Here is a 13,997-nt window from a genome sequence, read left to right as displayed (position 1 = left end):
TCCATAATGCCTTATGTATGGCTATTCATTTCGATTATTGGGGGAATCGTCGCCTTTTTACTTTTTTACAACCGCGACTATTCTCTCGGTTATGGGGCTGGGTTGGCATTGGTGCTCACAGCACCTATACTGCTCTTCGACGCACCATTTATGAATATGCTCATTTTCTTCGTATATGTTTTGTGGAGGATTCAAGCGAATTTCAATGGATCCAGAATTCAAGGGTGGCCATTTTTAACCGTTAACACACTTGTTTTCGTCATTCTTTTTTTCTTGGCACGATTAATGTTTGCCCATAATCACCCGGAAGTGCTTATGAAGCAGCAGCTCATTCTCTTCCTAGTTACATCATTCCTATATTTTTTCATTCGTATGATTTCTATTTCAATAAACAGTAGGCAATTGCGCAATTTTAAAGTGTGGGAAGCAGGCAAGATATTCGGGTTTATTATCGGATTAGGCGCTGTCGTCTTTACTGTCGTCTTGTTTGCACTCAATCCTGTGAGAAGAGCAATAATAGAAGTATTGGGCTTTCTTTTCGCTGGTGCCCTTACGCTGTTCGGGAAGAGTATGGATCCAATACTTAACTTTTTTAAATCAGGCGCAGAAAATTTTATAGAAGAAAACATGGAAGAAATCGTAGAAGAATATATTGACTTTGAATTGCAAGATGAATTGACTACTTATGGCGCTACTTCATCCATCTTTGAATATTCTACGATGGCAGTCGCTTTAGGTATTCTTTTTACAATCGCTTTCATTCTAATACGGAAAAAAGGAAAGAAGCGGGAAGTGGAAAAATTGGATGGCTATTCTTTTTCTTTTAAAGGCAGAAAGGAAAAAAACGTACAAAAGCGTCCGTTATTGTATGACTATTCATCCGCACGTGATGAAGTCCGAAAAACATTCGAACAATTCGAAAAGGAAGCGCAAGAGTATAATTTAACTCGTATGCACGGGGAAACAGTGAAAGAATGGTTTTCACGAATGGGCTGGAAGCAGAGTGAATTGATTTTATCGATTTATAATGATGTTCGCTACGGCTCACGCACGCCTACTGAAATCGAACATTCCGAATTCGTTCGAGAAATCGAACAAATAAAACGAATTTTTTTCAAAAAAGAGGTTTAAGAACAGGGGAAACGGGGGACATTATAATTGAACACAGCAACATTCTCATTTCCCCCTTTTAAGGACGGGTCCTACTTTAGGATCTGTCCTCCTTTTTTTTGTATAAACGCCTATAATGGATAATGTAAGTAAAGATGGAGGGATTATGATGGGGAAAAAGAAAATTGCATTTATCGGAACAGGTGTAATGGGTAGTAGCATTATTAAGCATTTATTACATGCGAGCTATGAAGTGATTGTTTTTACTCGTACGAAAGAAAAGGCGGAGGCACTCATTGGCCTCGGGGCAAAATGGGCTAAAACGGCTGGACTAGCAGCTGCGGAAGCAGACATTGTTTTGACGATGGTTGGTTATCCTTCCGACGTTGAAGAAGTTTATTATTCGGAAGATGGAATTTTTAATAGTGCTCGTGAAGGGATGACTTTCATCGATATGACTACCTCAAGTCCAGCATTGGCGAAGCGAATTGCGGCAGATGCTGAACGGAAGGGAATCTCCTCTTTAGATGCTCCTGTTTCGGGCGGAGATGTCGGTGCGCAAAACGGGACACTTTCTATAATGTGTGGAGGAAAGGAACAGACATTTAACGAAGTTCTTCCTATTTTGCAAGTGTTCGGCAAGCAAATTGTCTATCAAGGAGAAGCGGGAGCGGGTCAACATACGAAAATGTGTAACCAGATTGCGATTGCAACGAACATGATCGGCGTATGCGAAGCTTTGGCATATGGGAAAGAAGCCGGACTTGATGCTGAAACGGTTCTGGAATCGATTTCATCGGGTGCGGCAGGTTCTTGGTCGTTATCGAACTTGGCCCCAAGGATAATTAAAGAGGATTTCGAACCGGGCTTTTTTGTTAAGCATTTCTTAAAAGATATGAATATCGCTTTGGTGGAAGCGGAACAAATGAATTTGCCTTTGCCAGGTTTGCAATTGGCGAAAGAAATGTATAATGAGCTCGTTGAAGAAGGGTATGGGGAAAAAGGGACACAAGTGCTATATAAACAATATGAGCGCGCATAATTTTGTCCGAATTTCGTAGTCCATCATCCAACGCGTATACATACGCGTTCAAAAAAAGCTGTTCAGTCAATCGTTTTGAAGCAATTGACTGAACAGCTATTGTTTTGTTGCTAGCACTATTCTTACTTTCCATCCAAATAAGATGAACGGAATGATTGGGTGTTGGATACTTTCGGCCTCGAACGTTTAGGAGTAAATGTCTTTCTCCTCACCGTTTTTTGCACATTTGCCTCTCCGACAAAATCGATGAGTAAGTCCTTCGCTGTTTTCAAATTCATTCGCTCTTGCGGATTGCGGAAAGTTTGGTCTTGAATGCCCAAATGGGGAAGGGACGTGAAGTCGCCTTTTTCCGGTAAGGTATGAAAGAGGAAATCGCTGCACTTAACGAGTACAGTGGAGCTTTGCTGGCTAAGCTGAGGATTGTCAACAAAGTGCAAGCCGATTTTTGTAGCATCCCCCGACTGGAGTAGTCGTTGAATCGCTCTATTTTTTAATGAATAAAGCTCACGATTATTTGTTGCTGTTTTCGCATGTCGGTTCACCGTATAAATGGCAATGGCGAGTTGACGTATTTCTTCTTTTTTCAATGGATTCCCCCTCGTTTCATATTGAATATCCTTTCCATATCATACTCGTTTCTTATACATATTCAAAGTGATTTACTCAAAATAACCGAAATGTTTGCAAACGGCTATTTTTTTGTCTGAAATACAGGTATACTTGTCAAATATAGTAGAAAAATCTGTTTCGGCGTCTATAACAAATTATTGTACATAGGAGCGGCGACATGCGTGGAGGCATTCATGGACAATAACAGACTACAAGAAGAATTGATGATGGAACGAAAGGTACGATTGGAGTACGAGCAAAAATATATGTCCATCATCGAACATAACTTGGATCCAATTATTACGGTCAATCGGAATGGCCGTATTTCGTATGCAAATAACGCTGTCCGTAAAGCATTTGGCTATCGTTTGAATGACTTGTCGGGTAAAGCCGTAATCGATTTAGTTGACGCAGAAAAGATGAACGATTTTAATGTCCTATTGTCACGTTCATTTTCTGGTGAATCAATTGAAGTGGAAGGGATCATGTTGTTTCATAAGCGAGGACAATATGTATCCACATACGTCAAGACAATTCCGGTTTCTGGACAAGGAGATATAGAGGAAATTATTTTACTACTAAGGGACACTACGTTTCATCTTAAAAATAATGAAAGACTTTTATTCCTATCCTACCATGACCAATTGACGGGATTGTGGAATAGGAGAGCGTTGAAGGAACATTTTGACGTTGACGCGGAGTATGCCAGACGAAGTGATGAAAAACTTTCAATGATTCAGTTGGATTTAGACCGATTTACTACGATTAACGATTCAATTGGAAGAAATGGTGCGGATGAAATACTGAAAATGGTCGCCGATCGAATGAAGATTGTTTGCCCAAAAGAGGGGAAACTATATAGGAATGGTGGAGATGAATATATCATTTTGCTGCAAAACCATTCCATTGAAAGAACTGAAATGCTTGCACAAAAGATATTAACTGATTTTACAAAGCCGTTTTATTACAACCACCAAGAATATTTTCTTTCATCTTCAATCGGTATTTCAGTTTTCCCTGACGATGGAACATCATTGGAGGAGCTACTCCAAAAAGCTGAGCAAGCGGTACGGTTCGTAAAAGAGCGTGGCCGTTCCCATTACCGGTTTTTCCGAGATGAGATGAATTCAACTTTCACAGATACAGCCTTAATGGAAGCCCATTTGCGACGAGCAATTGAGTTTAATGAGCTAGAGTTGTACTACCAGCCTCAAGTAAATTTGAAAACGGGTGAGATCGACAGTTTTGAAGCACTATTAAGATGGAATAACCGAAAGTTTGGTTTCGTTTCTCCATCTGAATTTATCCCGATGGCGGAAGAATCGAGTCTTATCAATTCCATTGGGGATTGGGTACTTGAAATTGTATGTAAACAGTTGAAGGAATGGCAAGATAAGCAATTCCGACCTGTTCGTATTGCTGTAAATATTTCATCGAAACAATTTCAAGATGGTGCATTCGCTGAAAAAGCAAAGCGGATTATTGAAAAGTATGGAATCCGCCCCTCATCATTTGAAGTTGAAATTACGGAATCAGCTCTAATGAATATGAAAGATACACTTTTAACATTACAGAAATTGAAAGATATCGGGGTAACCATTTCTGTTGATGACTTTGGAACAGGCTATTCATCACTCAGCTATTTAAAGAAGTATCCGATTGATATTATAAAAATCGATCGCTCTTTCATTAAAGATATTGAACTTGATGAAAAGAATGAGGCGATTGCAAAGACGATCATAAATCTTGCTCACAACCTCGGTATGGAAGTTATTGCGGAAGGTGTAGAGAAAGATTTACAGGCGAAGATTTTGAGAGAAGCGGATTGCCATAAGGCACAGGGTTTTTTATTCAGCAAAGCGATTCCTGCTTCGGAAATTGTCGAAAAGTACTTTACATAACTGAGACTAGGACTTCCTTTAAGTGACGCTTATTCGTCATGTGAAAGGGAAGTCTTTTTTTGTATGAGTGAAATATATGTGGGTGGATTGTAAAGGTTTATTCTACTACAAACCATTGATTTCCGTTCCAATCGGACGCTTTCCGCGGGCACGACTTCAGCCGCTTCCCTCGCTGCGCTCAGTCCAGGGTCTTCAGCTCGTGCTGTTCCCGCAGGAGTCGCCGATTTCCACTCCAATCAATTGGCATATACGAGGATACATATAATGCTTGGTTACTGTTAAGGAAATAAGAGCCTCTTTTTAAATAGTAAAATCTGCTGACTAAACTCTCCAAGGAGAATTGCACGAAAATACTACATGAAAGAAATAAAACAGATTTGTTCAGAACGCTTCAACAATATTTTTCAGATGTGTTTCAAAAGTTCCTAAGGACCTTGATCAAGAGCTTGTCAAGTATTATGTGGAAGGTTTTATGGTGAATATAAATACCGAAGTAGAAACATTGCAGGGTAAGCTTAAGTATCCAGTAGATAGCAATCCGTCGAAACATTACGTGTCAGGTCTATTTTGCATTTTAATTATTATTTATTTAGGGCATCTGTTGCTTGGAGTGCAGGTGCTCGACTCCTGCGGGAATAGCATGAGCCTTGAGACCCCGCAGGGCGCACGCCTTTTGCGACCGAGGAGGCTCAAGCCATGCCCGCGGAAAGCGAGCGCCGGAATGGAAAGCAACAGCATATTGACAGGACTATGCATCTTTAATTCATTTATAACAGTAAATAAGAAAGTGGAAAACTTGACAATGGCATGAAGCGTGCGCCTGGAGTGGAAATCAACACGTCCAAGATTCTACTTTTTGAAAATCAATTTTGTACATGAGAAATAACACAAAAAATTTTAATCAATCATCTTTTTTCTAGTAGTCGTTTACTGGAGAAAGCTATGATACAATTATGAGTGAATATTCATTCATAACAAAGGGGGATTATTATGTTTGCAGAAAAAGTGATTATTGTAACAGGCGGATCGAGCGGAATGGGAAAATTCATGGCGAAGAAATTTGCTGATGAAGGGGCGCATGTCATTATTACTGGACGAGACGCAGACCGCTTGCAAGCAGCACGAGAGGAAATAGGGGAACGTGCGCACACGTATCAGATGGACGTACGAAACATTGAACATGTCCAAGGGATGGTTGAATTTGCTAATGAAAAGTTCGGAAAAATTGACGGACTTGTAAACAATGCCGCTGGAAATTTCATCGTCCATGCGGAAGAGCTTTCACCGAATGGCTGGAATTCGGTTATTGATATTGTTTTGAACGGAACGTTCTACTGCACAAGTGCAGTAGGTAATTATTGGATTAAACAAGGGCAAAAAGGAGCCATCTTAAACATGCTTGCGACCTATGCCTGGGATGCCGGTCCTGGTGTTGTTCATTCAGCCGCAGCAAAGGCAGGCGTCATGTCGTTGACACGAACGCTTGCTGTTGAATGGGGAAGAAAGTTTGGCTTTAGAGTGAACGGAATTGCTCCTGGACCGATTGAGCGTACAGGTGGAGCGGAACGCCTATTCCAATCCGAAGAAGCGGTGAAGCGCACCATCAATTCCGTCCCACTTGGACGTGTTGGCCAGCCTGAAGAAATTGCAGAATTAGCAGCTTTCATCATGTCCGACAAAGCATCCTACATGAACGGCGAAATCGTCACACTCGATGGTGGCCAATGGCTGAATCAATATCCTTTTTAAGATGAGTAATGAGTATCTTTTTCCCAACTATGCACATCCTATTCCCAAATTGTGCAAAGGGAGGCAATAACAAAAATGACGATATGGATAATTCCGTTAGCAATCGTCTTCACAATCATTGGCCTTATTGGATGGAATACAGTGAGGAAACGGGAGTCAGTCGCCGCACCATCTCTTAATGAACAAAATCATACGATACCGAAAGTCGTTGAAGAACATCAATTTTCATTGCACCCGATTTTCTGGGTAATCGTTGTGGCAGCTCTGTTCATGAAAATTGTAATTTTCTATTACTGGGCCTCTTCCATCTAGGGAGAGGTTTTCTTCTGCATAGCTTTTTCAAGTTTCGATGGGATGTTCATGAACTCTTATGGTATGATAGGATTGTAGAATTGTTATGACAGCTTTTGATCAGAAGGAGCGATTTTCAATGATTTCTGTAAATAGCAGGGATTTTCTTCAGGTGCCGATTGCTGATTATCTAATACCTGCTGAAAAAGTAGCATGTGTGCAAGTCGGTAATAACGCGGAACACGCCCTTCTCGTTCTGACGAAAACCGGCTATTCTGCAATACCTGTCATTGATGTTAAAAACCATCTGAAAGGATTGCTTGGAATAGGAATGATTACGGACTCTATCTTAGGGATGGAGCGGATTGAATATGAAAAGCTAGCTGATCTGAAAGTCGATCACATTATGCAAACTGACATACCTTCCATAAAAACAACTGATAAATTTCAAAGAGGATTAGATTTGCTCATTAACCATACCTTCCTATGTGTAACTGAAGAAGACGGCACATTTGCGGGTATACTGACGAGAAGAGTCATGTTGAAGGAATTTAAAAAATATCTTTACATGAAATAAAGTGAAACCTCACTGAATAGAAGGCTCCAATTGGGGCCTTTTACTATTTCTAGGACTTTTGGTTGAAAGGGGTATATGAATGAATAAACATAATAAAACAATACGTCCTCTCGTTCTTATATCTGTCATGCTAGCGATGTTTGTTGGAGCTGTTGAAGCGACGATCGTATCAACGGCAATGCCTGCGATTGCTGGAGAACTAGGCGGTTTTTCGAGGTATAGTTGGATCTTTTCCGCGTATTTGCTAATGAGTACAGTTACTGTGCTCATTTATGGAAAGTTGGCTGATTTGTTCGGCCGAAAGCCGGTATTTTTCGTTGGTCTATCTATTTTCCTCTTCGGTTCGATTCTTTGCGGATTTGCATCGTCGATGGAGCAACTCATTGTTTTTAGATTGATTCAGGGCTTAGGGGCTGGAGCTGTAATGCCGATAGCGACAACGATCGTCGGCGATATTTATTCCACAGAGGAACGTGCAAAGATTCAAGGATACTTATCGAGTGTTTGGGGGGTATCGGCGGTTTCGGGACCGGTTATCGGTGGACTGATCGTCCAGTATTGGGATTGGAAGTATGTGTTCTGGGTCAATGTCCCGTTAGGTTTGCTAGCGATGGCAGGAATCTTCTTCTTTCTACATGAACCGGTAACGGAAAGAAAAGTAGCTATTGATGTTAAAGGTGCCGTATTATTAACTACATCTTTATCCATTATTCTATTTTGGCTCGTTGAAGGAGGACAATCGTTCAGCAGAGCTTCATCGGCAAGTTTACTGCTACTCCTATTAGGTGTGGCGTTATTTACGTTATTTATACGAATGGAAAGGAAAGCGAAGGAGCCAATGATGCCTTTCTCCATTTGGAAAAACCCAGTCATTCTTTACGCTAATCTCGTATCATTGACGACGGGTGTCATACTTATTGGCGTGTCCTCGTATTTACCTACATATGTGACGGGGGTAATGGAACAGCCTGCTATGATTGCAGGGTTTACATTAACCGCGATGTCGATCGGGTGGCCAATCGCTTCTTCCGTCGCTGGACATTTATTAATTAGATTTGGAACTTTTGCAGTTTCGTTTGCAGGTGGCATTTCACTCGTAACGGGTTCGCTAATGTTTGTTTGGATGTCGGGAGGATCGGGTCCATTATGGGCTGCGTTCTCTAGCTTTTTCATCGGAGTCGGAATGGGCTTGACGAGCACGTCGTTTATCGTGACGATTCAAGGTGCTGTGAGCCGGGAGCAAAGGGGATCAGCAACCGCCGCAAACATGTTCATGCGGAACTTCGGAAATACGGTCGGAGCGGCCATTTTCGGCGCAGTATTAAATGGATCGTTAATGTCGAAATTTCGGGAAAGTAACCTCGATTTTGAAGTGAACGATATTAATCTTTTATTAACCGAAGATTCGAGGTTGACATTGCCAATTTCAAAGTTGCATATTTTGCAGACAGCACTGGATGGGTCATTGCAATGGGTATATATAGCAGTCCTTGTATTTGCAGTAATTAGCCTGTTGCTCATATTGCGTATACCAAGGGGAAAGGTGGTTCTACATGACAACAACGACTGAACTGGAAATTATTAAAGCGTTAGCGGAAGAGGGCAATATGCGTAAGGCGGCGGAACGGCTTTTCTTATCCCAGCCCGCTTTGTCCCAACGCCTACAGACGATTGAAAAGGAATGGGGAACGCTGCTATTCATTCGCTCCCAGAAAGGGCTAGAGCCAACTCCGGCCGGTGAGCTTGTTATTTCATTTGCTAAAGAGACAATCTTGAAAAAAGAGGAAACTGCCGAGATGATCGCTTCGTTGGCGGATAAAGTACATGGGACGCTTAAAATTGCTTGTGCATCCATCGTCGGTCAAACGTGGCTACCGCAAGTGTTAAAGGAATTTGTCAATACGTACCCCGATGCGAAGATTTCCTTAATGACGGGCTGGAGTTCTGAAATTGTTAAGGCGCTTTATGATGGAGAAGCGCATGTAGGAATTGTCCGGGGACAAGTCGATTGGAAAAGTAGGAAATCGTATTTGTTCAGGGACCGTCTCTACCTCGTCGATCGTGAAATTACATCTATCGAGGAATTAAAGCATACGGAGCGGCCGTTCATTCAATTTAAAAGTGATTCGAATTATTATATGGAAATTCAGCAGTGGTGGCAGCGTCATTTTTCACAGTACCCTAAAAGGCAAATTACAGTTGACCAGATTGAGACGTGTAAACAATTAGCATTGAATGGGATTGGTTATGCAATTTTACCGTCCATCACATTGGCGGGAGACGAGAAAGTGAATAAAATTCCTTTGTTAAATAGTGAGGAAGAATTTGAATTAACGCGGGACACATGGTTAATCGGATATGATTCCACTTTTGAACTGAAGCAAGTGAGTGCTTTTACTGAAGTTCTCGACAAACACGCTGAAAAATTAAGGGGGAAAATGAAGTGAATGGAACTTTCCTAATTTTGTTACGTACTAATTAGGAGAGGTATACAGAATATTGGCGGTGTCCAATAGGGGGGATCACAAATGTGGAAGAAACAGTGGCGATTAATAATCGCGCTATTTGCTTTTTGCTTGTTTTTGCCGGCCATCCATGCATCTGCCGCTCCTGACTTGAAAGTGAAGGTAACTGCAGGATTTGATGGGAAAGCAAAATTCGGAAAAGGAGCACCTATTACGGTTGAAATTGAAAATGACGGAACATCAGCATTTACTGGAGATATGATCATTGATACACAGCACTCATATGAATCAGGTGTCGGTGAAGTATTTGCGCTCGATATTCCGGCTGGCGAAACGAAAACCGTAACATTTATTAATCGGAAAATGTTCGATTACAATATGTATGGGATGAATTCGAAGTCTATCTTCTTTTATGAAGGCGGTTGGAAAAAGGGCAAAGAAATTAGTCATAAAGGAACACAACAAATTACAGTCGCGATGTTTCATGATGAGACAAAAATTATGACTGCTTTCACTGACAATATTGATCGTTTGTCTGCCTTGAAAGGGGTACGTCTGAACAACTATCCTAGTACACAAATGATCGATGCTTCAAAAATTGCAACATTGCCGGAAGAAGCTGCTGGTTGGGGACCGACCGATATGATTATTATTGATGAATATCCGATTGCAGACATGTCGGAGGCTCAGCAACAAGCTATTTTGAACTGGGTACGTTCAGGCGGCATAATTATTTTCGGCAGTTCGGATCATTTGGAGGCGGAATCCGGTATATTTGCGGAATATTTGCCACTGACGTTAAACGGAAAGACGTCTATTGGGCCGGAAGTATTCAATGAATGGACGTCCAGAGATGATTTCGATAAAGAAATTACGATTGCTACAGCGACATTAAACCCCGATTCGAAAGTTGTTTTTTCAAAGGGAGCGACCATTCTTGCTGCTTCGAAGCAACTTGGAAAAGGTATCGTTTTGCAAACAGCTTTCTCGGTAGGGGATGAACCGTTCTCTAAAATGCATGGTTCTTCGACAGTTTGGAAAAACATGCTCGATACTACAAGCCAATCCATGGCTACAAGAGGTATGATGCATTATTACAATGACCCGATGGAATCTTTACGGTGGACAATCGGGAACTCCAATGAACTTTTTCCTTCTTTTAAAGTATCTGCTCCGATTTTGTTCGGGGTAATTCTGTTTTATATTATTATTATCATTCCGGTCTTATATATTATCTTGAAACGGAAAGACAAGCGGGAACATGCATGGTGGATTATTCCAGCCATCTCTGTAGCAGTGTCTGTCTTCATCTTCGCATATGGTGCGCGCGACAGGATCGGGCAAGCTCAGCTCCAGCAAACATCCATATTTGAAGTTGAACAAGATGGGAGATTGACCGGCTATTTCGTCGAATCAATTTTGACAAACAAAGAAGGCGACTTTGTGTTTTCAGCACCTAAGGAAACAACAATGTCGACGTATACTCCTTACTCTTATGGCTTTTTCGGGGGCTACTCGATGGGAGCCAATTCCCATAAAAGAGCTGTTTTGGAGAGGAGTGCAACAAATTCGAACTTGCATTTAAGGGATATTGGTTATTGGGATGTCGCAACAGTTTATGGGCAAACGACGTTGGATTCAATTGGGAATTTCGATATTAACTTGAACGTGAAGGATAAGCAACTGACGGGTGAGATTACGAATAATTTCCCATTCCCTGTGAAAGACTTAGCAATTTGGTCAGGCACGAGTCGCATAAAAGTAGGAGATTTAGGTCCTGGAGAAACGTTGAAGGTGAATGAAACATTAAAGACGTCGACTTTGATTCGAAAACGGTCTTCCAATTCGATGTATATGGGACATATGCCGACAACGACAGATGATTTGGAGAAAATGAGAAAAGATAGCCTTATTTCATTTTCTGGCGAATTTATGAACAATGATGCGAAGCCGGCGCTTATCGGTTACACAGATACAAAACTCGTTCCGATTGAACTGGAAAAAACGAAGGCAGTTACGGATTCCTTAACATTGCTTTCACAGTCATTCACACCGACAGTCGAGTTTAGCGGAAGCTTCACTGTAGACCATGAGATGATGACGATGAGCCTCTACTCTGAAGTAAATAATTTTCAGGCACATCCATTAGGGTATGCGTTGAATACGTATTATTTTGACGAGGATACGTATATTCAGACGTGGCAAGTTCCGGAAGACCTCATGGAAAAAGTGTCTACGTGGAAATCGCTTGATATTTCGAAAATACAAACACAGTTGTATAGCGTGCAAATTTGGAATGACAAAACGAAAACTTACGATCCACTTGAATCCGAAAGGAAATTGACGTTGGATTCGATAGCTGACTATATTACTACAGATGGAAAAGTAATGTTGAAATTGGAGTTCAACAATAAACAGCATGGCAATGAAGCGCAAGCTCCTGAAATCAAGCTGCATGGTGAGGTGAAGAAATGATTGAGATTAAAGGATTAACGAAGAAATACGGACAATTCACCGCCCTTGATGATTTGAATTTAACGTTAGACGAGGGAACAGTCTTTGGCTTTGTTGGTGCGAATGGAGCAGGTAAGTCCACGACATTCTTAATCGTTTCAACTTTACTACAGCCGACTTCGGGTGATGTTTTCATTAATGGCGTAAGCGTACGGGAAAAACCTGCTGACATTCGGAAGCTAATTGGCTATATGCCGGACTTTTTCGGAGTGTATGATCAGTTAAAAGCCGATGAATATCTCGATTTTTACGGCGCGAGCTATGGAATCCCGGAAGAGGAGAGGAAGAAGCTTATTCCGCAGCTCCTTGAATTGGTAAACCTGTCGCATAAGAGGTCTTCTTACGTTGACCTGTTGTCACGAGGTATGAAGCAGAGATTATGTTTGGCTAGATGTCTCATTCATGACCCAAAAGTGCTCATTTTGGATGAACCCGCATCAGGGTTGGATCCGAGGGCGCGAGTTGAAATGCGCGATATTTTAAAGACGCTGAAAGGGATGGGGAAGACGATTTTAATATCTTCTCATATTTTACCTGAGTTAGCAGAGATGTGTGATGAAATCGGAGTCATTGACAATGGCAAATTGATCGCGCATGGGTCAGTCGCTGAAATTCAACAAAAGTTGCAAGGAGAAAAAATGATAACCGTTCGCTTAGCTGAGCAATCTGCGGAGGCAATCGCATTTTTTGAAGAACAGCCTTATGTCACCTCGATTGAAAAGCTGGAAGGCGAAGAAGGAATTTCTTTCGTATACAAAGGTGAGGAAGCAGATCAGATTGAAATGTTAAAACGTGCGGTACTTACCAATTTACCGATTGTTTCATTTATGGAGCATGTCACAAATTTGGAAGATGTCTTTATGGAAATAACGAAAGGAGCCGACTCATGATGAATTTTAATAATCCGGTTCTTTTTAAAGAATTGAAGTTGAGATTCCGTTCATTCAAAGGGTTTAATGGAATCCTCTTCTTCCTGTTGGCAATGTGCATTTTCGTTTTCGGATATATTTTTCTGAACGTTAATTTAACAGGAACTTCTTATTTCAGGCCAAGTCAAAGCTTTGTCTTGTTCTCTTTTCTTTCTTATATTCAACTCGGGCTCGTTTTGTTTACAGCTCCTGGGTTGACGGCGGGCTCGATTAGCTCGGAAAGGGAGAAGCAAACATTGCCAATTCTTTTGACGACATCACAAACTTCATTTCAGATAATATCCGGGAAGATGTTATCGTCAGTTGCTTTTCTATTACTTCTCATTATCGCAGGGCTGCCTGTTTACAGCTTAGTCTTTTTATTTGGTGGGATTTCACCGGGCGATTTTATCAAAATATTTCTATTCTTATTCGTCACATTGCTTGCGATCGGAAGCATTGGTGTCATGTTCTCGACTTTAATCCGAAGAACAATTGTTTCAATGATTGCAACATATGGGACGATGCTATTCTTATCTGTCGTGACTGGTTTTCTATTCCTTATCGTCATGCAAATGAAAGCATTTACTCATATGGGATCGCTCCCGACAACATCACCATCCTACCTCGGACAGTTTTTGGCGTCTATTAATCCTGCAGTGCTATTTGCAACGTTTTTATCACCAGGGTTGAACCAGTCAATTGCTGACATGACGAAAATCGACTTCCCGATTTGGGCTGGATATTTGATTTTTTATGGCATCATTACTGTATTGTCGCTTTTCATTGCAGTAAAAAAACTTCGAGTTAATATGAAACGATTAAAATGAT

At 41.2% G+C, this 13,997-nt stretch carries 12 protein-coding genes; 11 read left to right on the top strand and 1 reads right to left on the bottom strand.

The window, feature by feature from the left end; translation table 11 throughout:
• Positions 1 to 6: 6 nt before the first annotated feature.
• Positions 7 to 1,131 carry a hypothetical protein gene (locus QM454_RS15865; RefSeq protein WP_432359699.1) on the top strand — a complete coding sequence of 375 codons (1,125 nt, stop codon included), beginning with the start codon at positions 7 to 9 and terminating at the stop codon, positions 1,129 to 1,131.
• A gap of 148 nt (positions 1,132 to 1,279) precedes the next feature.
• The gene (locus QM454_RS15860; protein ID WP_432359697.1) at positions 1,280 to 2,152 is read left to right on the top strand and encodes an NAD(P)-dependent oxidoreductase; all 873 of its coding nucleotides are present in this window, start codon (positions 1,280 to 1,282) and stop codon (positions 2,150 to 2,152) included.
• Positions 2,153 to 2,274: 122 nt separating this feature from the next.
• Here QM454_RS15860 and QM454_RS15855 read toward each other — a convergent pair whose 3' ends face one another.
• On the bottom strand, positions 2,275 to 2,739 hold the full coding sequence (locus QM454_RS15855; RefSeq protein ID WP_432359694.1) for a YkyB family protein: 465 nt from the start codon (positions 2,737 to 2,739) through the stop codon (positions 2,275 to 2,277).
• A gap of 216 nt (positions 2,740 to 2,955) precedes the next feature.
• On the opposite strand from QM454_RS15855, the gene QM454_RS15850 reads away from it, so the two are divergent.
• From QM454_RS15850 to QM454_RS15810, 9 genes are all read left to right on the top strand, one after another.
• A complete protein-coding gene (locus QM454_RS15850; RefSeq protein WP_432359691.1) occupies positions 2,956 to 4,662 on the top strand; it encodes a putative bifunctional diguanylate cyclase/phosphodiesterase in 1,707 nt (568 codons plus the stop codon).
• A gap of 990 nt (positions 4,663 to 5,652) precedes the next feature.
• Entirely contained in the window at positions 5,653 to 6,411 is a 759-nt protein-coding gene (fadH, locus tag QM454_RS15845; protein ID WP_432359689.1) for a 2,4-dienoyl-CoA reductase, read from the top strand.
• 75 nt (positions 6,412 to 6,486) lie between these two features.
• Positions 6,487 to 6,723, top strand: coding sequence for a hypothetical protein (locus tag QM454_RS15840; RefSeq protein ID WP_432359687.1), 237 nt, complete (start codon positions 6,487 to 6,489; stop codon positions 6,721 to 6,723).
• Positions 6,724 to 6,841: 118 nt separating this feature from the next.
• Complete coding sequence (cbpB, locus tag QM454_RS15835; protein WP_432359685.1) at positions 6,842 to 7,279, top strand: cyclic-di-AMP-binding protein CbpB; 438 nt, start codon at positions 6,842 to 6,844, stop codon at positions 7,277 to 7,279.
• 79 nt (positions 7,280 to 7,358) lie between these two features.
• Positions 7,359 to 8,849 (top strand): MDR family MFS transporter, encoded by a 1,491-nt coding sequence (locus QM454_RS15830; protein ID WP_432359682.1) that lies wholly within the window; start codon positions 7,359 to 7,361, stop codon positions 8,847 to 8,849.
• A complete protein-coding gene (locus tag QM454_RS15825; RefSeq protein WP_432359680.1) occupies positions 8,833 to 9,726 on the top strand; it encodes a LysR family transcriptional regulator in 894 nt (297 codons plus the stop codon). The genes QM454_RS15830 and QM454_RS15825 overlap by 17 nt, the downstream gene beginning before the upstream one ends.
• Before the next feature lie 81 nt (positions 9,727 to 9,807).
• The gene (locus tag QM454_RS15820; RefSeq protein ID WP_432359677.1) at positions 9,808 to 12,219 is read left to right on the top strand and encodes a hypothetical protein; all 2,412 of its coding nucleotides are present in this window, start codon (positions 9,808 to 9,810) and stop codon (positions 12,217 to 12,219) included.
• Positions 12,216 to 13,148: an ATP-binding cassette domain-containing protein gene (locus tag QM454_RS15815; RefSeq protein WP_432359674.1), complete on the top strand. Its 933-nt coding sequence runs from the start codon at positions 12,216 to 12,218 to the stop codon at positions 13,146 to 13,148. Before QM454_RS15820 ends, QM454_RS15815 begins: the two co-directional genes overlap by 4 nt.
• On the top strand, positions 13,145 to 13,996 hold the full coding sequence (locus QM454_RS15810; protein ID WP_432359671.1) for an ABC transporter permease: 852 nt from the start codon (positions 13,145 to 13,147) through the stop codon (positions 13,994 to 13,996). Before QM454_RS15815 ends, QM454_RS15810 begins: the two co-directional genes overlap by 4 nt.
• Position 13,997 lies beyond the last annotated feature (1 nt).

It is taken from the genome of Sporosarcina sp. UB5 (assembly GCF_050859005.1).
GTDB lineage: Bacteria > Bacillota > Bacilli > Bacillales_A > Planococcaceae > Sporosarcina.
Note: the sequence above shows the minus strand (reverse complement) of the source record. Positions and strands in the feature narration are given on the sequence as shown.

Excerpts from the sequence above, each read along its gene's own strand:
- QM454_RS15865 (WP_432359699.1), top strand. The coding sequence starts at position 7 with ATGCCTTATGTATGGCTATTCATTTCGATTATTGGGGGAATCGTCGCC.
- QM454_RS15860 (WP_432359697.1), top strand. The coding sequence starts at position 1,280 with ATGGGGAAAAAGAAAATTGCATTTATCGGAACAGGTGTAATGGGTAGT.
- QM454_RS15850 (WP_432359691.1), top strand. The coding sequence starts at position 2,956 with ATGGACAATAACAGACTACAAGAAGAATTGATGATGGAACGAAAGGTA.
- fadH (WP_432359689.1), top strand. The coding sequence starts at position 5,653 with ATGTTTGCAGAAAAAGTGATTATTGTAACAGGCGGATCGAGCGGAATG.
- QM454_RS15840 (WP_432359687.1), top strand. The coding sequence starts at position 6,487 with ATGACGATATGGATAATTCCGTTAGCAATCGTCTTCACAATCATTGGC.
- cbpB (WP_432359685.1), top strand. The coding sequence starts at position 6,842 with ATGATTTCTGTAAATAGCAGGGATTTTCTTCAGGTGCCGATTGCTGAT.
- QM454_RS15830 (WP_432359682.1), top strand. The coding sequence starts at position 7,359 with ATGAATAAACATAATAAAACAATACGTCCTCTCGTTCTTATATCTGTC.
- QM454_RS15825 (WP_432359680.1), top strand. The coding sequence starts at position 8,833 with ATGACAACAACGACTGAACTGGAAATTATTAAAGCGTTAGCGGAAGAG.
- QM454_RS15820 (WP_432359677.1), top strand. The coding sequence starts at position 9,808 with ATGTGGAAGAAACAGTGGCGATTAATAATCGCGCTATTTGCTTTTTGC.
- QM454_RS15815 (WP_432359674.1), top strand. The coding sequence starts at position 12,216 with ATGATTGAGATTAAAGGATTAACGAAGAAATACGGACAATTCACCGCC.
- QM454_RS15810 (WP_432359671.1), top strand. The coding sequence starts at position 13,145 with ATGATGAATTTTAATAATCCGGTTCTTTTTAAAGAATTGAAGTTGAGA.